Source organism: Rhodococcus sp. IC4_135 (genome assembly GCF_011602025.1).
Lineage (GTDB): Bacteria > Actinomycetota > Actinomycetes > Mycobacteriales > Mycobacteriaceae > Rhodococcus_F > Rhodococcus_F baikonurensis.
Genome location: NZ_JAAOLG010000040.1, coordinates 1 through 24,563, shown reverse-complemented (window position 1 = coordinate 24,563; position 24,563 = coordinate 1). Strand labels below are relative to the sequence as shown.

The following is a 24,563-nucleotide window of genomic DNA, read 5'->3' as shown; positions in this document are numbered from 1 at the left end:
TCATGGCAGACAAGGCCACTACCGACAAGACCACGGCCGATACGGTCGCTGTCCCCGACACCGCCGGAGCGGTCGACGAGGGCGCCGCAACCCCGCCCGCGAAGATCGAACCCGCGACCCCGCCAGTAAGGCCGACGGGCCGCGCGTCTTCGCGGCGCACGTCGAAAGGCGACAAGGAAAGTCCCGAGGCACGGTTCGAGGAGTACATCTCCCACAAGCCCGACGGTAACGGCGGACATACCGAGGTGACGGTGCGTCGCAACATCGACACCGGCGCCAGCGAGATCGTCGATGGCTGACGATCTCGTCACCATCGAGAGTTTGCTGACGCCCGCAGCAGTTCAGCGCCAACTAGGAGAGACCCTGGTTGAGCCTGAACTGGCGCAGGTCGAATGGTTCATCGAACGCACCTGCGACGAGATGCTCGACCAGATCCCGATGCTGGCCGAGCGTCTCGCCTCAGGCGAACTGAAGAAGTCCCGCGCGCTGGGCGTCGGTATCGACGTCGTTCTCTCTGCTCTCGACGCGATGCGGACCGGACTACGCATCAAGTCCGAGCAGTACCCGGAGAGCACAGTCGAGTACTTCAAAGCGAATGCCTCCGATCTGATCTCGATCACTCCGGAGCAGATCGCCAAGCTCTCGCCCCCGTTCACCCCGGGCGGCGCGTACGTAGTGAGTCTGAGCGGATGAGGCCTCAGACCGAGAAGTGGACACTGATTCGGGAGAACGAACCACTCGCCGACGAATCGACCGGGAACCGGGTCCCCGTCGCGCCCAGCGAGTTCGAGTGGACAGGATCGCTTCATCAGCGGCAACTCTCGGCATCATCGGTTGATGCTGGCAACACCGAGTTCGAGCCCGGTCACGTCGTCGGGTCGTACGTCCTTCTGCTCACTCCGGGACTGACGCCGTTTCCGGCGCGCCGGGACAAGTTCCGGCGCGAGGAAGATGGCGAAATTTTCACCATTACCGGCACCCCGAGAGAGCGGCGCCGAATGCGCGGTTCTCGACGTCCTGTGTACATCGCGGCAATTGTCCGCAACGCCAACGACTTAGAGGAGAAATCATGACTACCAGCTCTGAAAACATTGTCCGCTTGAAGACCGAAGACGGTCGAACGGTCTCGACCGCGTCCGGCTCGCCTCTACACCTCGAGCACCTCGCCCGCGAGGATGCAGAGACTGCCGAGGAAACCGTGTCCGTCGAAACTGACCCGGGCACTGGGCTCGACTCGGCAGTGCCTGTGACTCCGCCGGCGGTCCCGGACCCCTCCAGTTCGGCGGTCAAGTCGAGCAAGGTCGCACGGTCGTCCGGAGCCAAAGCCGACGCTGACGCTGACGCTACGTCCTGACCGATGTCGGCGCGGATCACGCCATATCCGGGTCAGTTGCGCGGGGAAGCATTCGCGGAGTCTTTCGACGATCGACTCGACATTGCAATGTCGATCGCGCAGGAAGCTCGCGCGGATGCGCCCGTACTGACCGGCGACTACCGCGACGGCATCACCGTCGACACCGACGGGGAGCGCGTGTTCGTGCTTGACGAGGACGAGGACGCGATCTTCAAGGAATACGGGACGATCGATACCCCGCCCCACGCCGTCGTGACCAACGCAGCTTCGCGACACGGTGAGTACTCGGGATGGAGGCCGCGATGAGAATCGTTCTTCCGTACCCGCCTGCCGCCGTGCGTGAGTACCTGAAAGGCGATGCCGAGTTCACCGGACTGGTGCCGCCTGCGCTGATCAGTACTCGCGACACTCCGGACAGAATCACCAGGCCGTTCGTGAAGGTTCGGCCGGTGACCACTCCCGGCAGGGATCCGATGCTCCGCAACCCGATGGTGCAGATCGACGTCTACGCCCCTTCCCTCGAAGTCATCACGAGCAACACGGATCAATCGGTTCTCGATCTGTATGCCGATGTCGACCCGGAAGAGGCAGCGTGGAATATCGCGGCTCTTGCCGGTGAGTTGCTCAGCCGAGCGCGCACCGTGTCGTTCCGGAACTGCACGTGGAATGCAGCGTGGAAAGAGGGTCCGCTCTCGTTTCCGGAAACGGTTCGTGGTGTCGATTTGCCGCTCTATCGCTCGCCCGTTCGGGTTGAGCTCAAAATGCTGGTCCGCTGACCAGCTCCCTATTCGCCTCGTCCCGGGTGCTGCCTGGCACGTCCGGGGCGAGGCATTCCAAAGATCAACGCTCACAACGTGTGAGCCCCACCAGGAGGAAACCCTGTGAGCAATTTCGCCAATCCCCAAGACGCGTACGCGTGGCTCGACGGGGACGGCTTCCGCGCCGTCGCCGGGACCGGAATCCCGTCCAATGCGTTCACCTTGGCCGGTAATACAAAGCCGCTGACCGCGGCCGTGACCGGTCCGCCGGCCATTCCCGCGGCGACGTGGGATCCCTTCGGCGGCGTCGAGGCCGGATTCCAGAAGACCCCCAGCCAGAACCTGACCAAGATTCACGCTTCGAACTACCGTGCGGCGCCGTACAAGGTGCTGCGCGACCCGCTCGAGGAAGCGCTGAAGTTCCGGGCCTACGACTACTCGAAGGCATCGGTACTCACTGCACTGCAGGGTGGCTCCATCGTCGAAGTCGGGCAACCCGGCTCCGGCATCTACGAGTGGGTGCTCGGGGAGGCCGAGGAGTTTGCGTTCCTGTGGGTCTCGAAGCAGGCAGGCGACGGGATCGCGTTCTACTGCGAGCGCGTGACGCTCGGTACACCCACGCCGTCGAACATTGCAGACGGCAAGTCGATCGACGGATTCGACTTCGAATTCATCAACCTCGCTCCGGTGCGCCGTCTGCGCACCAAAGACGATCTCGCCTGATTCAGAGGAGAAACGCACATGCCAGGCAAAAGCAAGCGCGCAGCAGAGGTCCGGGGCGACACAGAAGAGGGCGTCGCTCCGGAGCCTCAGCCGATTGAACTCACTGACGGACTCGCTATCCCCAACGGACTGCCGGAACCGATTACCTTTCTGGGTAAGCACTATTCGGTCCGCCGTGGGTACAGTCCCAACGAGGTGTTGAACTTCTTCAACCTCTCGCAGCAGCACAAGTACGACGAGATCCTTCAGATGGTTATCTGTGAAGGTGACCCGGCTCAGCTGTGGGATGACATCGGCACCAGATCGGTACCGGAGATGCTCAAGGTCTATCTCCCGACGATCTACAAACTCGCAGGGTTGATGAGCCCGCAGGGGGAATTTCTCGCGCTCTGATCTGCCTCACAACCGAGGATGGTTGGAGCGCAGGCTATTCCAGAATCAGACGTATCTGTCACTTGGACCTACGCGAGATGATGGACACCTGGTATTGGCGCGATGTCGTCGCCCTCCTCGACGACGCGGAAGAGCAGGACAAGCAGCGGTTTCGGGATTCGGAGAACCTCGCGATGCTCGTCGATCGCGAGGACTTCTCCCTCAACGGTGAATACGTTGACCGGATCACCGACCCGAATGACCCCGAGGTCAAAGCAGATATTGCACGCCGGAAGGCGGCGGGAATCAAGCCGCCGCCGATCCCGGTTCTGCCGCCCATTGGCCTCCGAGATCCGGAAGTCATTGAAGCTCGCCGTGCCTACAACACCGCGGTGCTCGAGAAATTCAGCACGACGAATACCGACTCCGCATATCGACGCCCCGGCGTGCGAGCAAGTGTGGACGACTTCAAAGCCTGGGAAAGATCAAGGGCCACAACTACATAGAGACTTCGAGTCGCGGGAGGTATGACGATGGCCGGTGGCCGCATCGATATCGAGGTCGGACTCGACATGAAAAACCTGCCTGCCCAGTTGCAGGCAGGCGCACAGCCCGCGCTCGGCATGGCCAAGAAAATGGCCGGCGCGATCGGGCTCTCCCTGGGAGCGGCCGCAGCGGTCGGCACAGTCAAGCAGATCGTCGCCATCGGCAACGACTACACGACCAGCCTGAACACCATGCAGGCCGTTTCCAAGGCCACCGAAGCGCAGATGGCTGCTGTATCGGAGCGTTCGAAGCAACTCGGAAACGACATCGAGCTGCCGGGCACTTCCGCTGTGGATGCAGCTGCGGCGATGACAGAGCTGGCCAAGGGCGGGTTCACCGTCGAGCAGTCGATGTCGGCAGCGAAGGGCACACTTCAGCTTGCTGCCGCCGCGCAGATCGACGCCACGACCGCCGCGACAATCCAGTCGCAGGCATTGCAGGCGTTTGGCAAGGACGCGACGTTCGCCGCCACGGCGGCAGACATTCTGGCCAACACCGCGAACGCATCGAGCGCGGAAATCACCGACGTCGCAGCAGGCTTGCAGCAGTCGGGCAGCGTCGCGAATCAATTCGGACTCACCATGGAAGACACCGCCGCAACACTCGGTGTCCTCTCCAACGCCGGTATCACGGGTTCCGACGCAGGAACACTGCTGAAGTCCACACTGCTGGCATTGACCGACCAGGGGAAGCCCGCTCAGGCCGCGATCGAAGAACTCGGACTCACGGTCTACGACACGGGCGGCAAGTTCGTCGGAATGCAAGAGCTGTTCCGACAGCTCGAGGTTGCCTCGAAGTCGATGACCGAGGAGCAATACCAAGCCGCAGCAGCGACACTCTTCGGTTCCGACGCGATGCGCCTCGCCGGTGTCGCCGCCGAGCAAGGTGTCGCAGGGTACGACTCGATGCGCGAGGCTGTCGGGCAGCAGGGCGCAGCTGCAGAGGTTGCCGCTGCGAAGACCCAAGGCCTACCGGGTGCGCTCGGCAGTGTGCAGAACAGTGCCGAGACTTTGGCACTGGAACTGTACGACCTTGTCGACGGACCCATGGAGTCTCTCGCTCGCGGTGCGGCCGACAAGATCGGTGCCGCAACGCCCATCATCGTCGATGCACTCGGTACCGCCGGGAAGGCTGTGGGCGAGGTCGGGTCGGCGTTCATGGAGCTACCTGGCGCAGTCCAGGTAGCAGCCGGTGCCTTCGCAGGTATCAAGGCGTTCGGCCTCGACGACACGGCCGGCGCATGGGTCGACGGGCTGAAGGAGAAGTTCGCCGGATTCCGTGACGAAATGGAACTGCAGAAGTCTCTGGGATCCGAGTCCGCCGACGGATACGACGAGCTCGGCAACGCACTCGAAGAAAACGGCGAGCAGATCAGCGATGTGGTTGCTGGTTTCGCCACCCTCGAAGCTCGGGTGCCCGCTGTCCGGGCGATGGGTGACGCTTACCGCGGAGTCACAACCCGCACGCAGGCATTCGCGGATAGGCAACGCGCACTCGGCACCGTGACAGGTGGAGTGTCGGGACAGATGCGAATGGCCGCAGCAAGCTGTGCGCAGTTCGCAGGGGTCGCGGGTGGTGTCGCGGCTGCAGGCGCTCGCGGACTTACCAGCGCAGTCAAGGGCATCGTGTCCGTAATGGGAGGCCTGCCGATGGTCGGCATCATGGCAGCGACATACCTCGTCGGAACGATCTCCTCCGCCACCCGCAAGGTGAAAACCGCGAACGACACCTACGCGGAGTCAGCGCGCAATGTCGCTGACGCGCAACGAGATATGGCGTTGGCTTTCATCGAATCCGAAGGCGCAATCAACGACACTGTGCTCGCGACCGTGCAGGCTCAAGCTGACTCAATTCTGTCGACGGCGAACACGATCAAAGCCAGCAAGCCCGGAGTCGGGGACCAGATCGGTGGTGTCCTCAGCGACTTCATGCATGGCCGGGTGAATCAAGATCTCAGTACCGATCCCGATTCCACCACCAAAGCGCTCGGCAATCTTGCTGACGATGCTGCCAGTGCAGAGGCATATACCTCTGCACTCGAGAAAATGAACATGACCTCGACGGATCTTGCGCGCGTACTCGCGGGGTCGGAGGAAGGGTGGCAGTCGTTCTCCGGGGCGCTTCGCGACAACGGCGGACTGCTGACCGAGGAATACATGTCGCTCATGGGAGTGCGGCAGGAGATCTCCCGACTACAGCAGGTCGCCCAGGAAGTTGGGCCGGAGTACTTCGCTCTCAGCGACGGAATCGCTGCCATCGCTGAGTCGGCGGGCGACTCCGAAAAGAAGGTCGCAGGGCTGAAGAAGGTCCTCGACATCCTGGCCGGCGGCGACGTCTCGTTCACCGAGGCTCTCGACAAGTACAACGAGTCCATCCGGAGTATTGCTGATGCTGCGGTCGCGGTCGCCGATCCGGCTAAAGGACTTGGTGAAGCGCTCGTCGACAACGATGGACGGCTCAAGACTGGGACTGAGAACGGCAAGGAACTCTCGGACCAGCTGCGGGACTTGGCCAGTGCCAGCACTGAGTACGCCGAGAAGGTCTACAACCAGGCGCGACTCGATGGCGCCACAGTTCCGGAGGCTCAGGCCAAGGCACGTGAGTCGCTGGGGCAGACCGAGGAATCGCTGCAGAAACTTGCCGACAAATATGAAGTGCCGATCGGAAAGGTTCGAGAGTTCGCGGAGGCTCGCGGCTATCTGCCAGATGAGTTGATCATGCACCTGGCGCTCGAAGGTGCGGACAAAGCAACGCAGCAACTGGCGGCGATACGCGATTCGCTGAAGATCGATCTGGACAAAACCATCAAGGTCGATGTCCTCGACAAAGGTGTCCGCAATGTCCTCGAGGACATCGGCGTCGACGTCAAGGACATGCCCGACGGCACGGTCGAGATCACAGCGAAGGGCGACATCGCAAAGAGCGTTCTGGACGAGGTAATCCAGAAGACCCTCGAAACCGGCGGCACTCTCGCTGACGTCCAGATCAACGCGGACACTACGGGATTCAAGATCGGGGTTGCTGAAGCGCAAACCCTGATCGGTCAGCTCGACGCGTCGAAGGCCGAACCCGCTGTCGGTTTGATTCTCGACAAGCTCAAAGAGGGCAAGACGATCACCCTCAATGATCTGATCGAGCTCGACAGATCGTCGGCGTCGCCCGAAGTGAAGGCGTTAGTCGCACAGGCCCTGACCGATCTTCAAACCGTCAAAGACGGCGTGAACGGTCTACCGCCGAACAAGACAGTCGACATCACTGTCCGGTTCAACGAGATCCGCAGTGTCGCCCAGCAGTACGGCGCATGGTCCGAAGAGGCGATCAAGGCCGCGTGGCCGGAGTACCAAGGTACTCCCGGCCGCGAGCATGGTGGCCGACTACCTGCCTTCGCGGGCGGCGGTCGGATGCCCGGTTCCGGACCGGGCACGGAAACCGTGGACGGCATCTACGCGGTCACCCCGTCAGGCGTCGGCATTGCCATGGTCAACGGCAAAGAGTGGGTGGTCAACGCCCAGTCATCGGAGACCTACGACCGCGAACTGGCGATGATCAACGCCGGTACCTTCCCGAAGCTGCCAGGCTTCGCCGCCGGTGGCCGACTTCCCCAAGATCGAATTGAGGATCTCGGGCGCCAGATGGACGGCGTGCCCTACGTGCTCGGCGGCGCATCACTTGCTGGGGCCGATTGCTCCGGCTTTGTGGCCATGCACCAACGCGCAGCGATGGGTGAAGACCCGCCAGTTGGTCGCCTGGGGACGACGTACACACTCCTCGACGGTTCGTGGCCACACCTGGTCCCGGGCACACAGGGGCCGTTTGTGGTCGGCGTCAATGAAGAGCACATGGCGCTCACCGCGTACGGAACGAACTACGAGTCCGGCGGCGCGTACGGGACCTCGAAAATGGGAGGCAGTGTCGGAGCGTTCGACCCGCAGTTCCATTCGCATTACTACCTGCCGTGGGACAAGTTTTCACCCCCCGTCGAGTCCGCCTCTCAAACTGCGAGCGACTACACCGCACAGGCGCAGTCGTCGAAGAAGGCGACGTGGACCGAGAAAGATCAACTCAATCTCGATTCCGCCGTCATCGCTGTAACTCAGGCGAAAGAGGCAGAGGCACGCATTCGCTCCGCTGAAGGCAAGACGGACGCCGACCGCGCTCAGGCAGCCAAGAAAGTGGAGAAGGCCGAAGAACGCGTTCGGTCGTACGAGGCGAAGCGCGACGCGGCCAAAGCGGGGAAGGACGCCCCGCCGGCACCCGAAGCCCCCGATCTGGAATCGGCTCTGACCGACGATCAGATCAGCCTCCGGCAAGCCCAACGGGCGGTAGAGAAAGCACGACTCGAACGCAATGAGGTCCATGCGAATGCAGAGTCGACGCAGCAGGAGAAGGACGAAGCGGACGACGCGCTGCAATCGGCGCGTAACGCCCTCGCCGAGAAGCAGAAAGGCACATCCGATTCGTCACTGCCGTCCACGTGGTCCGAGCTGCTCGGCACAGTGGCGAAGGACTTCGTCACCGAGAACGCCGCCGACGTACTCGGGTACTACGGCGTAGACAGCACCGGGCCTCTGGTTCAGGCGGGCATGGCGGTAGCGAAGGCATCCGAGAACGGATTCAAAGAACAAGCGCCGCTACCGAATGAACCGATCACACCCGCCGAAGCGCAGACACAGTTGCCGGTCACTCCAGGAACACCGGACTGGATGGCGAACATGCTCAAGTCGATCAAGGTCTTCGACAACGGCGGCACGCTTCGGCATGGCGAACTCGGACTCAACCTGTCCGGCAAGGACGAGTTCGTGCTCAACCCGCGCGAAGCCTCCGACATGGAACTGACCAAACAGATGTTCCAAAGTCTGCGCGCCACCGGCACCGAGACCGCCCAGCCCGAGGCGGCTCGTCCACGACAAGACGCGTTCGCGTCGCAGCGGCCGATCAAGGTCGAGGTCAGTGGATACGACCGACACGAGATCGATGCGGGTCTGCGGATGGCCCGCACTCGCGAGGACTACGAAACCGCGCACATCCGAATCTGAGGGAGGCAATCGAGGTGACATTCTTTCCGGACAACACCGCGAACGTTGTTCTGGCTGGACCGGGCAGAGCGGAGAACCTTCCTGACCGGGCGTGGCATCTGTCCGAACATCATCTCGTCGGTCGCCAGGGCTGCGGTGTAGTCCTGGCGACCGGCTGGGCGGACTATCAAGAGCCGAAGGGAATTCACCAGTGGTTCAAGTCCGCTCGCGGTGACGGCGCCGTATGGCTGGGATCGGTCATCGAGCCGCGGGAGTTCTTCCTTCCCGTATACGTCCACAAAACTCAAGGCCGGCCATTCCATTCGGTCAACGACGGTTTCTGGTCGGACATCGACTACCACTTCGAATCACGGTTGTTCGTCAACACCCGTGAAGGGACTCGGTACCTCGATGTCCGGCTCGCAGATCAACCCCGCATCACTGATGTCTTCGACCCAGCGTTCGACGAATTCGTTCCCTATCTCGTTCCCGTGATCGCAGGCCGCCCGTGGTGGATGGGCTTGGAAGCGGTGTGTGAGTGGAAGAACGGGCAGTCGACGGAACGGTTGAAGCTCAAGAACAACGGCGACCGGAAGGGTCATCCCATCTGGACGGTGCAGGGGCCGGGGGTGTTTCAGATCCCGGACGGCGACAAGGTAGTCACCACTCCGAACCTCGAGGTCGGTGAGGTCGCGCGAATCCACACGGATCGATCGACCCCGCGGCCGATGCGGTCTAACAAGCGCCCGTTCCTGTACCGGGATTTCGGCGGGCAAAAGTTTCGCGGGTTCATTCCTGGTCGTGCGGAGATGTCGATGAAGAAACTCGCCGTCATCGGTGGTAACGCACAGTCGAGTGCGGTCGCCACGCTGACCCCGATGTCGAGGAGGCCGCGATGAGCCAACTGCATCCCTCTCCTAACCTGTTTCCCTCACCGAACCTGTACACGGGGGAGCAGACCGCAACTGTGGATCCGGATGCGCCGGCCGCACTGGACTGGTGGTCGGCGCAGATGTGGGCCGAGCTGCTCGACGAGCCGATCCCTCGCGGAGCGGCCGCCGAGTTCGACGTCGAAGTCTTCGACTCCGCGTACGGACCACTCGGCACCATCGGGGACTACAAGTCGTGCAAGGTCAAATGGGTGCACAACGCAGTCGGTCCGGCGCAGTTGGTCATCGACGGCAGCAACGAGTTCGCCGAACTCGTCATGTCCTGCGACGAGACAGTGGTCCCGTTCCGGATCACCTACAACGGCAAGAACTACGACGGACGAGTGGACCGGGCGTTGCAGTCCGGGATCAAGGATCGCAAGACGATCACCGTCACTCTCGTGGACAACTTCATCTGGTTCCACGCGATCATGGCGTACCCGTCCCCACTGCCGGGATTCGAAGAGTTCCAACCGATCCCGCAGGACATCTACATCGGGCCCTTGCGCGGCGGCATCTATCACTACTTGCAGCAGAACGTGTGGCGCCTGCAATTCCGGACCGGGCAGTGCCCGATCACACTGCTGCCGTACGACCCGCTGCGCGACACCACTCCGTGGGTGAACTGGCTCGCCCGAATGGACCCCCTCGCGGACCTGTGGGGAGACGAACTCAAACACTCCTCATGCCAGGTGCGGATCCGGATGTGGATCAAGGGCCGCGACCCGCAACCGATGCCAGACAAACTGACGCTGCTCGAATCGCAACTGATCGTTGACGTCATCGACCGCCCGAAGAAGGGCGGACTGGTCAACACGGGCACCATCGTGGACGGGCTCATCAACACCATCGCCGAAGCCGTCGCGGACGGTATCGACGACGTGATCGGTGGATACCTGCCAGGGTTGGCTGAGAAGATCGGGAAAATCCTTCGCCAGCAAGAGATCCCGTCGTGCGTGTGGTCAGAGGATTCCGACGGCATCATCGACGCCCAGGTCGAGGTCACCGCTCCGAAGGGGTACCGCGCCGTCATCGGCGGCAAATCTCCGACGTGGGTGAACAAACTCGTCCAGATGGGCGTCGAAGCGGGCATCAACGCGCTGCTCTCGTTCGCGAGCCTGGTCATACCGGGACTGGCGACAGCGATGTCCGGGATCCTCGACAACGTCTTCCTCGCGTTCATGGCCGCGACGGACTACCGGCTCAAAGGCAAGCTCGGAAAGTTCGGGCTGCCGGAAGTTCTCGGCAACGCTGGCGCCGGCGCTCACACGTTCTCCGGCAAGCAGGTCGCCAAACAAACACTCTTCGACAACGCCGGTAAACGCCGCGCCAAGGTCGAGGTTCTGGACTGGGCACCGTACGGAGCGTTCGAGGACTACGACGTCGGTCACCTCACCGGCTGGGAAGACAGTTGGGGCAGCACCCTCAAAACGTTCTACGACCGCGTGTACTCGATCGAGGTCAACGACGACCGCGACGAGCGAGTCGTCGTTCGTGCAGCGATCGGTGACGACGAGCCGGACAAGTCGCCCGGGCAGCGCACCGCGGAGCGCATCAAGAAACTGCTCTCGACTGTCACAGCCGCAAGTATGGCAATGAACTAAAACCAAAGTACTGCAACATAATTCAACAGAGGAGCTGATTTCATGGCCTGGTCGGGTGATCCCCTATGGTTGCCGGAAGTGTTGCGCGCCGAAGGACTGACCGTCATCGAACACGATGGGTGGCGAGATCGAGGGCACGGCGACTTCCTCGACATCCGCGGCGTGATCTGTCACCACACCGCCGGCGGCGGTAGCAACGACTGGCGCATCGTCCAGAACGGCCGCCCGGACCTGGCCGGTCCGCTCGCACAGTTGGTGCTCGAGCGCGACGGAACGTGGCGCGTGATCGCCGCCGGAGTGTGCTGGCACGCAGGCCGCGGATCGTGGCCCGGGTGGCCAACGAACAACGCCAACTTTCACACCATTGGCGTCGAAGCCGTCAACAACGGTGTCGGTCAGGAATGGCCGCTTGTGCAGTTGGACTCGTACAAACGTGGCTGCGCGGCGATCATGCGCAAGATCGGACGGAGGGCGGCCTGATGGGCGATGTTGTCGGACACAAGGAATACAGCTCCGAAGGCAAGATCGACCCCTTCGGAATTGACATGGGCCCGTTCCGGAGCGACGTGCAGAAGATCATCGACAATCCGCCCGGATCACCGGGCACGAAACCTGGAGGCACCGACGTGGACCTCGACGAGAACGCCGTCAATACCGCAGCGCGGCAGTGGAATGTCCCTCACCTCGTTCGGCAGGTGATTCAGAGAAAGTTCTACAACGTCACCGACGGAAAGATGTGGGGCCGAGCAGGTCTGGCCGACATCTGGAATGAGGTGGTGTGGGACGGATACGTGAACCCCGTCGATCTTCTCGACGGCAAGGACGACCCGGATGTCAATCCGACCAGTACCCGCGCAGCGCGACGGGGATCGCTGATTTCATACGTCCTCGCTAGCTACCGCGACGCTGCGATTGCGCGCCGCAACACCGAACAGATTCTCGAACTCCTGAAAGCAGGTAAGTGATCATGGCTCAGGCAAACGGACCCACCACCATCGGTGACTTCGACGGCACCTACTCGATCGATTCGCTCGACGGTACTTACTCGATCGACACGAAAGCGTTCTGGCTCGATCTCCTCGACCGGACGGGTAAGACCTTCGTCCAGACGTTGCTCATTTTCCTCGCGGGCGGGGCGACCATCGCATCGGTCTCCTGGTCTGCGGCACTCTCGTCGGCTGCTCTTGCCGCGCTGGTGTCGTTCCTGATCGCGCTCTCGACCTCGACCGCAGTCACCTCCGGGAACTTCCTCGTCGACTTGGCCGACCGCGTCGGCCGCACGTTCGTCAGTGCCTTGGTCGGCGCGATACCAGCGACCGGCGCACTCTCGGACATCAACTGGCGCGATGCGCTCACCCTGGCCGCCACTGCCGCCCTTGTCTCCGTGCTGACGTCGTTGGCCTCGAGCAACTTCGGAAGTGCCAAGGGCTTGCCATCTCTCGCGCCCGTCAGTCCTGATCTGATCGCCATCGTCGGCGCCGTCGACAAGGTCAGTGATACGGAGAATCCCGCCGACAACGCCTGGTCAGTCGGTGACGACGAACGTCACGCCCGACATTCGTCAGAGAACTGACGTGCCGCGCCCTGTCTTCGCAGCGATCGCCGAGCGGTCGCTGCGCACAGGCGCGTACGCGGTGGTCACGGTCTCCGGCCTGGCATCGATCTTGTGGACGCCGCGCACCATCGCGGACGTGCTGGGCGCCGGCACCGCCACGGTGTGGGGAATCTTCCTGCTCTTGGGTGGGGCGCTCTGCATGTTCGCTTCGGTCACCGAGCGCTATCTGATCGAGCACCCCGCCATTCTGCTCGTGGTCGCCGGACTGTGCCTCTACCTCGTCGCGCTATGGGAGATCACCCTGGACGGCGAACTCTCCCGACTGACTCAGACCGCCGTCATCACGGCGTACGCGCTGCACCTTCTCGCCAGGCATGTGCAGCTGCGCAGACTAGCGGGGGCTCTGACACCGAAGGGCGGGTAGATGTTCGGCTTCACCGCCACGGAAATAGCCCTTCTCGTCACAGCATTCGGCGGCGGCACCACTCTTCAAGCGGCACTCGCAGCCCTCAAAGCCAGGCGCATGGGCGCGCGGTCTCGTGAAGAAACTCAGAACACCGCTGTCGTCGCCGAACTCGCCCGCATACGTGAGAGCGAAAACGAAGCCTGGCAGCGAGCCGACGACATGGAAGCCCGCTACGACCGAATGACTTCCAGCCGCAACGCGTGGCGTGAGCGTTCACACAAGCAGGACATCTACCACACCCGCCACTGCCGCACGGAGACCGACGAGTACCCGCCGGCACCGGCCGACTGACACAGACAGCGAACGCAGAGGAGCGCCCAGTAATGGAGCCTGGATTCAACTTCGAACTTCCCGCCACTTTGCGGGTCCGTCTCGCAGATCAGTGGGACATCCGCACGACCGGGCGAGGTGTCGTCGAGATCGAAGGCGGCGACATGGAGGTCGACGTCCTCGCCTACAAGGGAGACCCGGGTGACCCCGGCCGCGACGGCATGCCGCCCCGCTTCATGGGAACCGTTGCATCGGAGATCGGACTTCCCTCGCCGGGGTCTCTGACGGCCGCTGACATCGGCAAGTGGTGGGGCGTAGCCGGGACACCGCACGCGTGGTTCTACAACGGCACAGCCGCACTGGCCAAGCACGAGAACTATGTACAGGTCGGTCCCGTCGGCCCCGCGATCACGATCAGCAAGGGCACGATCACCGAAGGTGACGACTGGGGTTTCTCGCTCGAGCAAACTGACACCACCGCGTTCAAACTGAACATCGTCGCCAAGCCCGGTCCGAAGGGCGACGATTCGGTGGTGCCCGGTCCGGTGGCCACCATTGGGACCGCCTCCGATTTCGACGGCTCGACCGCGCCCGCTGTCGGTGACGCACTCGTCTACATCGGCGGCGGCGATTGGGCGCCGCGCAAGCTCGCCATGTCTCCGGGTGTCTTCAAGAAAGACGGCTCGTCGGCGGACTGGCTAGCGGTCAACACCGGCAACAACTGGAGCGGCGACTACGCGACCATCACCACCCTGACCATTCCCGCACAGCCCTGGGCGTACGAGCCGGACGTCCACGCGCTGGTCGAGTTCATGGTCGCAGGCAACAACGTCCGCATGGATCTGGAAGCACGCCTGAACTCCGTCTCCGGCCCCCTACTCGGGCGCGGCACCGGATCATCGGTCGGGATCTTCGAGAACGAGTGGACACCAAGAACTCTCGTGCCAGGTGGAAACGAAACCTCCGCGCCCGGTGCATCGTCCACAATCGTCGCGGCAGGCGCACCCGCCACCATCCACCTCGTCGGTCGGCGCGTCGACTCCACCTCGAAGCTGCGATTCGAAACGCGCAAGGAACGCGCCATGCTGCGCGTGCGCCCGATGCCGGTCATCGCATGAGCACCGCCGCGCCGACACCGGAGTACTTCGATCCACTGGAACCACACATCGGATTCTCCGGCTCCGACTTCGATCCGCCGTCGACGAGCGCCGGAGCCAGTCCAACCATCCGGGCGGCCGGCCAAGCATTGGCCGAGGGTCAGGAGCAGACGTCGCTCGGCGTCCTCGAATCTATGGTCGTCCAGGTCGTCAAGGATCTGACCGGAGTCGATCTGACCGACCTCTTCGAAACAGTCGGTGGATTGATCGACAGCGGAATCGCCACAGTCACAAGGATCGTCGATGACATCGTAGGAATCTTCAACGGTTTGGTTGTCACCCCGATCAACAATCTCGTTCAAGGTGTCAAAGACTGGTGGGCAGGACTCTGGGCGCCAGGCAAGGGCGGTGCGCTCGAGCAAACCAAGAACGAGGCGATCACCGCGCGCGCTGAAGCAGAGGCAGCAGCGCAGAAGTCGGCGGCGAACGAGGCAGAGAACATCCGCAACAGCGACGCGATCGCAGCCGCGAACCTCGAACTCGGTACGAAGGCGGCGATCTCGGACATCCCGACCGATGTTCCGATGCACTTCACCCTTAACCCGATCGAGGATCCGGTGTTCCCGCGCGCGGACCTCGAACCAATCCCGATCGGCGTCACCGGCTCCACGGAGATCGGCTCGGGAGATTCTGGTCACTATCACAACCTGATCCCCACTGAGGCGCGGATCGTGTGGGCGCAGCCGGTCTACACGATGGCATTGCGCCGCATCGACATCGCGTACATCAATGCCACCCGCAACAGGATCTACAACACGGTCGGGTTCCATATCTCGGAGCAATCCGTCGCCTCACCAGCCACCTTCCGGGTGGCGGTGTTCAAGATGGGTGTCGACAGTGCTGGGTTCCTCAACGGCACGATCTCGTTTGTGTGGGCGAGTCCCGCAGGCGGTGAGCAGGGCAAGTTCGGTTTGAAGGCTCAGGACATCGTCGTCAACATTCCGGCCGCGAATCAGATCACTGCGAAGGCCGGCGACTGTTACGCAGTACTGATGCTGCAAACCGGCTCCGGAACTGTCCGCAACCTGGTCGGCAAGCGCACCGCCGACGGCGCGGCCGCGTCCGGTGTGCACCCCTCACGGTTGGGAATGAGCTACAACGGTCCCGGTGGTGCGGGCGTGTCCGACTTCCCGGCGTCGCTGACCGCCGCACAACTCGACAACGCATCGACGTGGGTTCCGTTCGCGTTCATGGGTCAGACGCGCGGGCTGCAGAAGATCCCACTGGTGGATCTGTTCGACCGAGCCAACGCCTCCCACCCGGGAACGAACTGGGCTGTCTACGGCGTGGGTATCGACATCGCGAACGGTATCGCGCAGTGCAAGAGAATCAATCATGGCAACCTCACCGCGCAGCGAGACGACCTCTCCCGCGGTGTGTACGTCCTGCAAACCTCCACGGACTCGCAGTACGTGGCAGGCAAGATCACCGCGTTCGACCGCTCACAAGCGGAGCTGCAGGACAACCCTCGTGCACAGCTTGCGTTGCGGTCGAATGCCGATATGACTCGCGCGGTGACGGTCGGCATCCGGTTCGGGCTCATCGAGATCCGCGCGTATTCGTTCGTCAGCCCCGGTGGTTTGACTCAGAACTCGACGACCTACGCCTGGTCTGCCGGTGACTGGGTGGAGTTGCACGTGACCATCTCCTCGATCCCAGGCCCCACGCTCGGCAAGTCCGTGTACACCGCGCACGTTAACGGCGCACCGATCCTGGAGTGGACGGACATGTCCAGCGAATCCGACAGCGGCGCAGGCTTCCGCCGTCAAGGGTTCGAGGTCGGGTCCACCCACCGCGGTGCGGTGTTCGGCTACTACTCGATCCCGTCGGTGGGATTCAACGAATGGAAAGCAGGAGACCTATGACAGCACAGACTTTCCACGTCGACGGACTCGACGGGATCACCTTCACACCCACCTACGACGCTGCGAAGGCGTGGCTGGTGATCGAAGGTCACGACCGCGACGGAGACCTCGTCTCCCGGTCCGCGTTCTCAGTGACACCCGATCCGATCGCGGACATTGCAATGACACCCGAACCCGAGGCCAGCTCTCCCGTTCCGGCGGATGTGCTGTCCGCTGCCGTGGCCCACGCCGAATCGGGTTCGAGCGAGGAGGGCTGAGCAATGGCGTACAACAAGCGTTACCCGAAGTGGAAAGACTTGCCGGACAAGACAACACCACTCGATGCGGCGTCCCTCGATCATCTGGAAGCGGGCATCGCAGCAGCCGCAGCGACCGCGGACTCCGCGACGACCAGCGCCGCCGGCAAGTACACGCTCCCCGCCGGCGGCGTCCCGAAGGTCGACCTGACTGTCTCCGTACAGGCCGCGATCGAGAAGGCCGTCACCGCCGTACAGCCCTCGGCGCTGGCGGACGCTATCGCCGGGGTGGTTGCCAATGCCCCCGGCACGATGGACACCCTCGCCGAACTCTCGGCCGCGCTCGGTGGTGATCCGGATTTTCGCAATACTGTTCTCGGGTTGATCGCTGCCAAGGCAGCGGCCGATGCGGTCGTCACTCTCGTCGGGGCGCAGACGATCGCCGGGATGAAGAACTTCGCCGCCGGTTTGCAATCCGGCGGCAAGGTCGTGGTCGTCACCGACGACGCGCGTCTGAGTGATGAGCGGACGCCGAAGGGCACGACACGTGCTGTGTGGAATGCCGGCACCGCCGACGCCGCCAGGCTGGGCCTGACTCCTGCAGAATTGCGTGAAGCGATCGTGACTGCAATTGGTGTCACCGCGCCTAAACACCACACCCACGATCCTGACGACGTCGACGGACTGTTGACCGAGTTCTCGAATATCGCCGGTCAACTGATGGGCAAAGTGAACTCGTATCCCGGTCAGACGATCTTCAACTGGGCTGGAACGCAGGCCGCCTATGACGCGTTACCGACCAGTGAGAAGTACGCGGCTGGCTTCATGGCGGCGATCTTCTGATGCCGTACCTCATCGGTAATGGGGCCGCTGCGAAACCGTTGGTCAAGATGCTCATCGGCAACGGCGCCGGCGCATCGGTTCCCATTCTGAAGATCATGGCGGGAACAGGAGCAGGAGCGGTCGAAGTCTGGCCTGGCAAGCGAGTGTTCCGCGACGATTTCGTATTGACCAACGCCTATCTCGAGGCGACGAAGTGGACGACTATCGGCACGTCGCCGTGGCTGCTATGTCAGGATGGTGGCAACGGGTTCTGTTTCGGCAACACCACCGACGGCAACCGCCCCTCGCAAGCGGTATGGAAAGAGGACACCGCCACGTGGGAGCAGTACGTCAAGGCGGAACTCGGGGACGTCGGCAGCACTGGACTCGGAATGTGGCTACAAGTCCACTCCGCAGAGAACTCCGACTCGTATGTAGGTATCCAGTGGAATGGCTCCACACTGACCTTGTTCAACGCGCCAGGTGGTGGAGCGAGCACCGTGAACCGGGGCACCGCCACGGAAACCCGTGTCGTCGGCAAGGTGGTGGAGCTGCGGGCGGAGAAGAATCCGACGACAGGGATCTTCACCTACCGGGTGTTGATCAACGGCGTGCAAAAGATCACCTGGACCGATGCGTCGAACATCATCCCGAAGCCCGCGGGAAATAAGAAGGTCGGGTGGGGAGCGCGCACCAACCGCTCTTTCGGTTCCACGAAATACTCACCTCGGCTTGCCTGGTGGGAAGGTGGAGACATCTGACGCTGGCAGGAAACGACGATCGCCCCACCCCTTCCCCGGGTGGGGCGATCCGTGTCGTTGTCGTGCCCTTCAGTTCTCGGACTCGCTTGCCGTTTCCTTCTGTCGCGCGACGAACCTGTCGAATCGATCCTTGTCTGCGGGAGAATTGCAATCGTACGGCTGAGTCCGCTTGGTGCCAGATCCTAGAGAGTCCAGCGTGGACTTCAACGCATCTGATTTGTCTGACGAATTGGAATCAGGATTCGCGAGGGTCTCCGTATTCTCGGAAATCTCCAGGTATCCGGGCGTGAGACGCGCGAACGCATCGCAATACGACTGACGCTGCTCCGCCTCGGTCGGCCCATCCGGTGTACTTGAGCAACCGGCAAGCAGGACTGCGCCCGCAAAAAGGACCGCTGCGAATGTTCTGTTCATCCGCTATGAATACCAGATGGACGAGTGAACTATGCAGCAGAGTTGCCGTTCTGCGCCGCAAGGACCGCTGCTCGGACTTCGTTCCCCGACACCGCGGTGTATCGCTCAGTGGTAGCGACGCTCGCGTGGCCGAGTGCCTCTTGCACTGCTCGAAGGTTGCGGGATCCGGCGTAAGCGCGAGTGGCGAAGCGATGTCGGAGCTTGTGCATGCTCCACCCGTCGGGCATCAGGTCCCCGATGAGAGTTCCTACCCACGCGGGTGAGAGATGTCCGTTGTCGTTGCCCGGGAACAGGTACCCGTCTCTGCCCCGGCCGATGGTGTGGCCACCCGGGCCGCGCTGGATCTCGACCGCGAGGTCGTCGGGTATCGGGATGACCCGCTGCTTCGAGCCTTTGCCGTTGACGATGAGCGACCAGCCGTCGAAGTCCTCGATGAGATCTCGGGTGTGGACGCGGGCGACTTCAGCTCGTCGCAACCCCACCTCGCATGCCAGCCTGGCCATGATCCGTTCGCGCGCATTAGCGGCCAGGAGTAACTGCTTCCAGATTCGATCCGGGGCAGGCCGGGGATGCGGCTTCGACTCGGGAACGCCAGGCAGTCCGTTGGCTGGATTGAATGCGGCGAGGTTATTCGCGATTGCCCATGTGTAGAACGCAACCAACGAAGTTCGAAGTCCGCGGCGATGCTCGTTCGACCACTGCTGCCGGCCGAACAGGTAGACCAACTGAGTCGTCGTGACGTCGTCGGGAGCGAGGGAGTGCAGGCGTCGAGCGGTCGCGCGGACATGGCCTCGTCGAGTCCGGATCGTGGTGCGGGGTGCGCCGCCGGTGGTGAGCCAATCGACCCATCCTGCGACCGCGGCTTCCCACTCAGCCGGCAGAAGGAACATTTGTTTGTGCGGTGTTGGGTTCCGGATCACGTGAAGTTTGGTTTCCATGACGCTGAAGCCTTCCTGGTCCCGAGGTGTACTCGCTAGTAGATAAACGCAGGTCAGAGCCTTTATCGGTTTAGGTTCGGCGTGTCGCGAAAACGCGGTAACGACTGCCCGGATTGTCGCGATTTCAACTAGGGCTGTGAGTCCTCCAGCCCTGTCGCATAAAGGACGATGGTCCTCACTTTATGCAGACCCACTGAAAGTGCTAATCGATCAATCGAAAGATCCACCGAAAGTACTACCAGAGATCTCTGAGCCGAAATCGCTTCTGTCAGGCGGGAATCCGCTCGCCCCATATCGGCGCTGGTCGCAAGGGTATGACCGGGCAATCGGACGGTTGCTGGTTCGAGTCCAGCCGGGGGAGCAGCAAAGCCCCTCACCTGAGAAATCAGGTGAGGGGCTTTCTTGTATTCGTCTGACCTACTTGTATTCGTCTGACCTAGTGCGCTCGCAGCAGGTCCACCGATCGAAGTGCCGATTCGACGTCTGCCGCGTTGTTTGCTTGTTCTGCGAGAATTCCCAGCCGTCGAGCGCTGAGGACGTTCACCGGGTTGTCGTCGACGAAGAAGGTCTGCTGTGGACGCGCATCGAGAAACTCCAGCGCAGCCACGAAGGCCGCAGGGGCGGGTTTGGTAGCTCCGAGCATGCAGGAGAAAACATGCTTGTCGATTGCCGATGGAGTTACAACACTTTCGATGGCGGCCAACAGGACAGGTCCATTGTCGGAGAGCGTGGCGACCACGACGCCCTCGCTTCGAAGCGCGATTGCGAGAGCGATGACTGCGCGATCCGGGACGAAGGCCATCGCCCAGGCTCGGCGTAGGTCGTCGCGGTCACCAGAAAACCCGAGCCGTCGAAAACGTTCCAGGATCGCGGTTTCGGAGTGAAGGCCGAGATCGCATTCCTGGTCGAACCCGGACGCGAACACGAGTGCACGGACTTCGTCTTCAGTGACGCCGATAGCCGTTGCCAGTTCTGCGGCGCGACGATCGGGCTCGAATCGACACAGCACACCACCCAAGTCGAACAGAACGAGTTCGGGTCGTCCGCTGCCGTTCGCCATGTCGTAGAGGGTAGGCGTCATCAGTGCCGGTGAACGCGACTCGAAGATGCCGGCGACCAATACGCCGAAAGCCCGACGAAAGTGCTTGCGTCGGGCTTTCGGCGAAACCGTCGAACTGATCGGCCGGTGCGCTTACTTCGCTGCGCGATCCGAAGGCTCGAATAGTCGGATGATGTGGCTGGGGTTGATGTAGTAGACACCGTTCGGAGAATTGAGAACGAGAGTGTCTTCGGTGAAATCGGTGACGGTGCCGTTCAGCTTCGCGCCGTCGGACATGATGATCCGGATCGTAGCCTTCGAGTTCTTGAATTCGGTCAGTGCAAGCTTCATGTGGTGATCCTGTTCCGTGGGGTGTGCACTCCCACGGTATCGGCTCATCGCGCCTGTGCCGACCAACCTTGGAAGACTCGACTCGAAAGAGTGCAACGCGTCACCGCCTGCCCGATTGTGATCCGCGTCGGATGTGCCGGTAACATTCGGATTCGCCGCGATGCATCGCATCCGGATGGGGCGGTAGCTCAGTCGGTTAGAGCCGTGGACTCATAATCCATTGGTCGCGGGTTCGAGCCCCGCCCGCCCCACAGAATAATGGCAGGTCAAACGCACTTTCGAGGAATTTGGGAGGGCGTCTTTTTACGTATGCCCACATTCTGCCCACGTTCTCAATCAATCCGCGCTTCCGGCCCTATGCTGGTCACGTTGCTCTCGGCGAGGGCGGCACCATCGATTTCGACGCCACATCATCTAGACGATCGTCAAGGAGGCGGTCGTATTGAAAACAGGGTAAGTCTCGCTACATGCAGAACAGACTGTCAGGTTTGTAAACGTGGAGGCGAAGGGGCGTGTGACTGGTGGTCGAAGAAGAAAGTGCTGACACCAAACATATTTCAGTTATGGGTGAGTATTCACGATCGGACCGGTCGCGAATATGCGCTCTTGGTTTCTCAATAGGTGGGAACCGCCTATCCAACGCGCTGTCCTTCATGTGAGATCAGCCCGCTGAGGTGGCTAAGCGTCCAACCCGGTCGGCCGTCGCATCTGAACTGTCGGGAACAGGCGCGCTCTGTTTGGCCCACCAGACGACTGGCAGGTCGAAGCCTGAGAGCCTATGTGTATCGAGTCCGAGAAGGCGGGACACTTCTTGATCGGCCGCCTGGTGAATCTGATACCTCGAAGTTATCCGGTAGCCGTGAAACAAAGATGCAAACTAAGAGGAAACCCGGCAAACGAACGAAGGTGGCCCTGACCTCGGGGGAAAGAGCGGAAACCGCGCTCAATTTTCTGGGGAAGCGTCTTCGAGGAGGAGTTTCTGGCCGTGGGTGATGAGCTGGTGGACATTACGTTCAGTCTCGCCAGTCTCCGCAGCAACATCGGCCACAGACTTGCCCGAATCCAAACCTCCACCGACGCTTCCAGTTCTGGATCCACAATTTTCGAATCTGTGCATGCTGACACTTCCGTCGGGCTTTCGCAGTGGAGCAAATGGAACAGTCGTCACTATATGTGGTTGGACGTCAATGGCGCCCCTGGTTCCCGCCGACAAATCGGGCGAACTTATTACGGTCGGTGTATCCCTGTGGGAGGGAGCAGTCACCGGGGGTGCGCAAGCCGGATCGAACGCAGGGTCGAGTTATGTCGTGGCGAGATGCGCGGTCAGCGGAACGAAATTGGCGGACTATCCGACGATTCGCAGAACTGATGGCCGAGCTCCGTTCGAAGGGTCGTGCTATGCAACTCTTACTCCACGGCGCGCCGACAACCAGGAGTAGGAGGAGTATCTATGACACGACCTTGGGTAAGTCGGTTTGGTTCGATGGTTCAGGCTGGAAGGACGCGTCCGGAACGGCCGTATGGCTGCGTGCACTACTCTTCGGCTGGTTAATAGCGATCACAACCAGGGGTATTACCGCGACCCAAAAAATCGGGTCTATATCCCGGAATTTGGTTGCCACTTCTGTTGCGCCTGTCACGAAGAAGGCGACCATGTACGCGAGTGGATAGAACTGGCCTTTTCTGGCCCAGTATGCGGCGGACCTGGAGGCGACGAGTAGCAGTATTCCGACAGTGACGGCAGTGAGTAGTCCGCCAGTCGCCAGTGAATTCACCAGCATGTTGTGTCCATGGAACGCGATGTCTATAAGGTCGTTTCGTACTTTGCTGATCTCGCTGTACCAGGCTTGCCCGTTGCCGAATACAGGATTTTCGCGCCAGGCCGCGAGACTGCCAATCCAGATTCTGCCTCTCGACGACAGTGCGTGGGCATCAGTTGTCATCAATGGAATTGTGACCATCGTGGCGGCCGCAGCCATCAAAGCTACTGCGGCCCACTTTCCACGGAGCGGGCTACTCAGGAGTTTTGCGATGAGGACTGCAGCAAGGGCTGCGAGAGTGGCGGCGAGCGCAGTCCTTGACCCGGACCACAAAACTGCAACTCCGACAATACCTATCAGCGTCCATCTCACGCGAGAGCTTTGTGCGAGTAGGACTGCTGGAGCACCTAGGGCGAGAATAACTCCGAGCACGTTCGGGTGGTTGTAAAACCCTGCGAGGAGAGTGGTCCCGAAGTTCGCTTTTTCGGAATCAGTGAGTGCGCCACTGGCCCCTGCCATCAAGCCTTTGGCGGGTGCGACTAGTCCGAGCGTGATGCTGCCTGCGGCAACAAGCCCGATCATCGGCGCGAGTATCTTGAGGTCGGGGATTGTCGCGGAGAAGGCGTAGAGAGCGAGCACCACTGCCGGGTATGCCGCCGCGTGTATAGGCGGCATACCCGTTTCGTACATGGTGTGGGCGATGGCCAGTGCCCAGGGGGCTAGGCAAGCCCAAAGCGCGATCTGACTGTGTTGCCCCCCCTCTCGGGAGAAGTTTTTACGGACTAGTGCGAGTGCGCAGCACAGCAGGGTGAGGTAGATCAGAGCGTACGAAACTAGCGCCGCGGCCTGGGTTGTTGCGGCTACATCAGCTACTGCGTTGGCGCGCCGCTTGGTCAGCGCCACTTGAGTGAGACCTGGGATGGTGCAGGCAAGGAATGCGACAATGAGGATTGTCGAGATTTGTTTCCGACTCGGGTTTGGCTGTTCATGATGGACGGCCGATTTGGTGCGCCCCATCCGTCCGAACGCCCAGGGCATGACGAGAGTGGCGACTGCTGAGATGGCTGTTCCGATGAAGACAACGAGGATGGCGGTGTCTACTGATTTAGGTTCAAACATCGACACGGTCCAGCGCTAGGTGAGGCATCGTTTCATTGTCCGGGGCGCTGGTGCCTTGGCCTACGGGTTTTGGTGCGTGAATCGTGCGACGAAGGTCCTATTTGTCTTATTAGGTGTCGCTACAAAGCCCCAATCTCATAGCGAGGTGAGTCGATCCTTTGCGGTTGCACGAGGACAGTTGCGGTCACACATGGAGATGTCGCACCTTTGTCGATCACAGGCAAGGTGAAGGTCTCGGAACCGGATGCGCAACCCCTGACAGCGTCGGAGGATCAGTGCCATTAGGTGAGACCGAGGCAGCGACATGTCGGACGATGAAGGAAAGCAGGTACCTATTCAGGTATTTCGGCGTATGTGCTCAACGTGCCGAAGTGTCACGCTTCCCTCTCTGTCAGGATTTAGTGAGACACTCGGAGGCAACCGAGATCACTCACTGAGGGCATGAAACGAGCACCACCGATGAGCAGCCCGAACCCCGAAACACCGTCAGATTCGCCGGCGGATCCTGC

26 protein-coding genes and 1 tRNA gene are annotated in these 24,563 nt (G+C 61.6%); 23 read left to right on the top strand and 4 right to left on the bottom strand.

All coding sequences use genetic code 11. The features are described 5' to 3' along the window. Nucleotides 1–2: 2 nt before the first annotated feature. The 22 genes from G8767_RS31750 to G8767_RS31650 all read left to right on the top strand — a co-directional run bounded on the left by G8767_RS31750 (nucleotide 3) and on the right by G8767_RS31650 (nucleotide 18,433). Complete coding sequence (locus G8767_RS31750) at nucleotides 3–299, top strand: hypothetical protein (protein ID WP_166813844.1); 297 nt, start codon at nucleotides 3–5, stop codon at nucleotides 297–299. Beyond that, nucleotides 292–693, top strand: coding sequence for a hypothetical protein (locus G8767_RS31745; RefSeq protein ID WP_166813842.1), 402 nt, complete (start codon nucleotides 292–294; stop codon nucleotides 691–693). The genes G8767_RS31750 and G8767_RS31745 overlap by 8 nt, the downstream gene beginning before the upstream one ends. Continuing rightward, on the top strand, nucleotides 690–1,073 hold the full coding sequence (locus tag G8767_RS31740) for a hypothetical protein (protein WP_166813840.1): 384 nt from the start codon (nucleotides 690–692) through the stop codon (nucleotides 1,071–1,073). The genes G8767_RS31745 and G8767_RS31740 overlap by 4 nt, the downstream gene beginning before the upstream one ends. Continuing rightward, nucleotides 1,070–1,354 (top strand): hypothetical protein, encoded by a 285-nt coding sequence (locus G8767_RS31735; protein WP_166813838.1) that lies wholly within the window; start codon nucleotides 1,070–1,072, stop codon nucleotides 1,352–1,354. The genes G8767_RS31740 and G8767_RS31735 overlap by 4 nt, the downstream gene beginning before the upstream one ends. 3 nt (nucleotides 1,355–1,357) lie before the next feature. Continuing rightward, entirely contained in the window at nucleotides 1,358–1,660 is a 303-nt protein-coding gene (locus G8767_RS31730; RefSeq protein ID WP_166813836.1) for an HK97 gp10 family phage protein, read from the top strand. Further along, nucleotides 1,657–2,130 carry a hypothetical protein gene (locus G8767_RS31725; protein ID WP_166813834.1) on the top strand — a complete coding sequence of 158 codons (474 nt, stop codon included), beginning with the start codon at nucleotides 1,657–1,659 and terminating at the stop codon, nucleotides 2,128–2,130. The genes G8767_RS31730 and G8767_RS31725 overlap by 4 nt, the downstream gene beginning before the upstream one ends. Nucleotides 2,131–2,235: 105 nt before the next feature. Continuing rightward, complete coding sequence (locus G8767_RS31720) at nucleotides 2,236–2,835, top strand: hypothetical protein (protein WP_166813832.1); 600 nt, start codon at nucleotides 2,236–2,238, stop codon at nucleotides 2,833–2,835. An 18-nt stretch (nucleotides 2,836–2,853) separates the two neighbouring features. Next, nucleotides 2,854–3,228, top strand: coding sequence for a hypothetical protein (locus G8767_RS31715; protein ID WP_166813830.1), 375 nt, complete (start codon nucleotides 2,854–2,856; stop codon nucleotides 3,226–3,228). Nucleotides 3,229–3,305: 77 nt separating this feature from the next. Next, nucleotides 3,306–3,713, top strand: a complete 408-nt coding sequence (locus G8767_RS31710) for a hypothetical protein (RefSeq protein ID WP_166813828.1) — start codon at nucleotides 3,306–3,308, stop codon at nucleotides 3,711–3,713. A gap of 21 nt (nucleotides 3,714–3,734) precedes the next feature. Next, nucleotides 3,735–8,789, top strand: coding sequence for a phage tail tape measure protein (locus G8767_RS31705; RefSeq protein ID WP_166813826.1), 5,055 nt, complete (start codon nucleotides 3,735–3,737; stop codon nucleotides 8,787–8,789). A 14-nt stretch (nucleotides 8,790–8,803) separates the two neighbouring features. Beyond that, nucleotides 8,804–9,667: a hypothetical protein gene (locus tag G8767_RS31700; RefSeq protein WP_166813824.1), complete on the top strand. Its 864-nt coding sequence runs from the start codon at nucleotides 8,804–8,806 to the stop codon at nucleotides 9,665–9,667. Further along, nucleotides 9,664–11,301 (top strand): hypothetical protein, encoded by a 1,638-nt coding sequence (locus tag G8767_RS31695; protein WP_166813822.1) that lies wholly within the window; start codon nucleotides 9,664–9,666, stop codon nucleotides 11,299–11,301. The genes G8767_RS31700 and G8767_RS31695 overlap by 4 nt, the downstream gene beginning before the upstream one ends. A 42-nt stretch (nucleotides 11,302–11,343) precedes the next feature. Further along, nucleotides 11,344–11,781, top strand: coding sequence for an N-acetylmuramoyl-L-alanine amidase (locus G8767_RS36050; RefSeq protein ID WP_240952942.1), 438 nt, complete (start codon nucleotides 11,344–11,346; stop codon nucleotides 11,779–11,781). After that, nucleotides 11,781–12,266, top strand: a complete 486-nt coding sequence (locus G8767_RS36045; RefSeq protein WP_240952941.1) for a hypothetical protein — start codon at nucleotides 11,781–11,783, stop codon at nucleotides 12,264–12,266. The genes G8767_RS36050 and G8767_RS36045 overlap by 1 nt, the downstream gene beginning before the upstream one ends. A gap of 2 nt (nucleotides 12,267–12,268) precedes the next feature. Then, nucleotides 12,269–12,874, top strand: coding sequence for a holin (locus G8767_RS31685; RefSeq protein ID WP_166813820.1), 606 nt, complete (start codon nucleotides 12,269–12,271; stop codon nucleotides 12,872–12,874). 1 nt (nucleotide 12,875) lies between these two features. After that, nucleotides 12,876–13,280, top strand: a complete 405-nt coding sequence (locus G8767_RS31680) for a hypothetical protein (protein WP_166813818.1) — start codon at nucleotides 12,876–12,878, stop codon at nucleotides 13,278–13,280. Continuing rightward, a complete protein-coding gene (locus G8767_RS31675; RefSeq protein WP_166813816.1) occupies nucleotides 13,281–13,613 on the top strand; it encodes a hypothetical protein in 333 nt (110 codons plus the stop codon). It abuts the gene before it with no gap. 32 nt (nucleotides 13,614–13,645) lie between these two features. Continuing rightward, on the top strand, nucleotides 13,646–14,710 hold the full coding sequence (locus G8767_RS31670) for a hypothetical protein (protein ID WP_166813814.1): 1,065 nt from the start codon (nucleotides 13,646–13,648) through the stop codon (nucleotides 14,708–14,710). Then, nucleotides 14,707–16,614: a hypothetical protein gene (locus G8767_RS31665; RefSeq protein ID WP_166813812.1), complete on the top strand. Its 1,908-nt coding sequence runs from the start codon at nucleotides 14,707–14,709 to the stop codon at nucleotides 16,612–16,614. Before G8767_RS31670 ends, G8767_RS31665 begins: the two co-directional genes overlap by 4 nt. After that, on the top strand, nucleotides 16,611–16,871 hold the full coding sequence (locus tag G8767_RS31660) for a hypothetical protein (protein ID WP_166813810.1): 261 nt from the start codon (nucleotides 16,611–16,613) through the stop codon (nucleotides 16,869–16,871). Before G8767_RS31665 ends, G8767_RS31660 begins: the two co-directional genes overlap by 4 nt. Before the next feature lie 3 nt (nucleotides 16,872–16,874). Then, nucleotides 16,875–17,693 (top strand): hypothetical protein, encoded by an 819-nt coding sequence (locus G8767_RS31655; protein ID WP_166813808.1) that lies wholly within the window; start codon nucleotides 16,875–16,877, stop codon nucleotides 17,691–17,693. Further along, nucleotides 17,693–18,433: a hypothetical protein gene (locus tag G8767_RS31650; RefSeq protein WP_166813806.1), complete on the top strand. Its 741-nt coding sequence runs from the start codon at nucleotides 17,693–17,695 to the stop codon at nucleotides 18,431–18,433. The genes G8767_RS31655 and G8767_RS31650 overlap by 1 nt, the downstream gene beginning before the upstream one ends. 443 nt (nucleotides 18,434–18,876) lie before the next feature. Here G8767_RS31650 and G8767_RS31645 read toward each other — a convergent pair whose 3' ends face one another. The 3 genes from G8767_RS31645 to G8767_RS36040 form a co-directional block, all read right to left on the bottom strand. Further along, a complete protein-coding gene (locus G8767_RS31645) occupies nucleotides 18,877–19,785 on the bottom strand; it encodes a tyrosine-type recombinase/integrase (RefSeq protein WP_240952940.1) in 909 nt (302 codons plus the stop codon). A 436-nt stretch (nucleotides 19,786–20,221) separates the two neighbouring features. Continuing rightward, nucleotides 20,222–20,845: an HAD family phosphatase gene (locus tag G8767_RS31640; protein ID WP_240952939.1), complete on the bottom strand. Its 624-nt coding sequence runs from the start codon at nucleotides 20,843–20,845 to the stop codon at nucleotides 20,222–20,224. A 132-nt stretch (nucleotides 20,846–20,977) separates the two neighbouring features. After that, nucleotides 20,978–21,175, bottom strand: a complete 198-nt coding sequence (locus tag G8767_RS36040; protein WP_003941659.1) for a hypothetical protein — start codon at nucleotides 21,173–21,175, stop codon at nucleotides 20,978–20,980. 177 nt (nucleotides 21,176–21,352) lie between these two features. Between G8767_RS36040 and G8767_RS31630 the strand changes: the two genes are divergently transcribed. Next, nucleotides 21,353–21,426: transfer RNA gene (locus G8767_RS31630), tRNA-Ile, on the top strand. 1,197 nt (nucleotides 21,427–22,623) lie between these two features. Here G8767_RS31630 and G8767_RS31625 read toward each other — a convergent pair. Beyond that, complete coding sequence (locus tag G8767_RS31625) at nucleotides 22,624–24,054, bottom strand: O-antigen ligase family protein (RefSeq protein WP_166813802.1); 1,431 nt, start codon at nucleotides 24,052–24,054, stop codon at nucleotides 22,624–22,626. Between the last annotated feature and the right edge of the window lie 509 nt (nucleotides 24,055–24,563).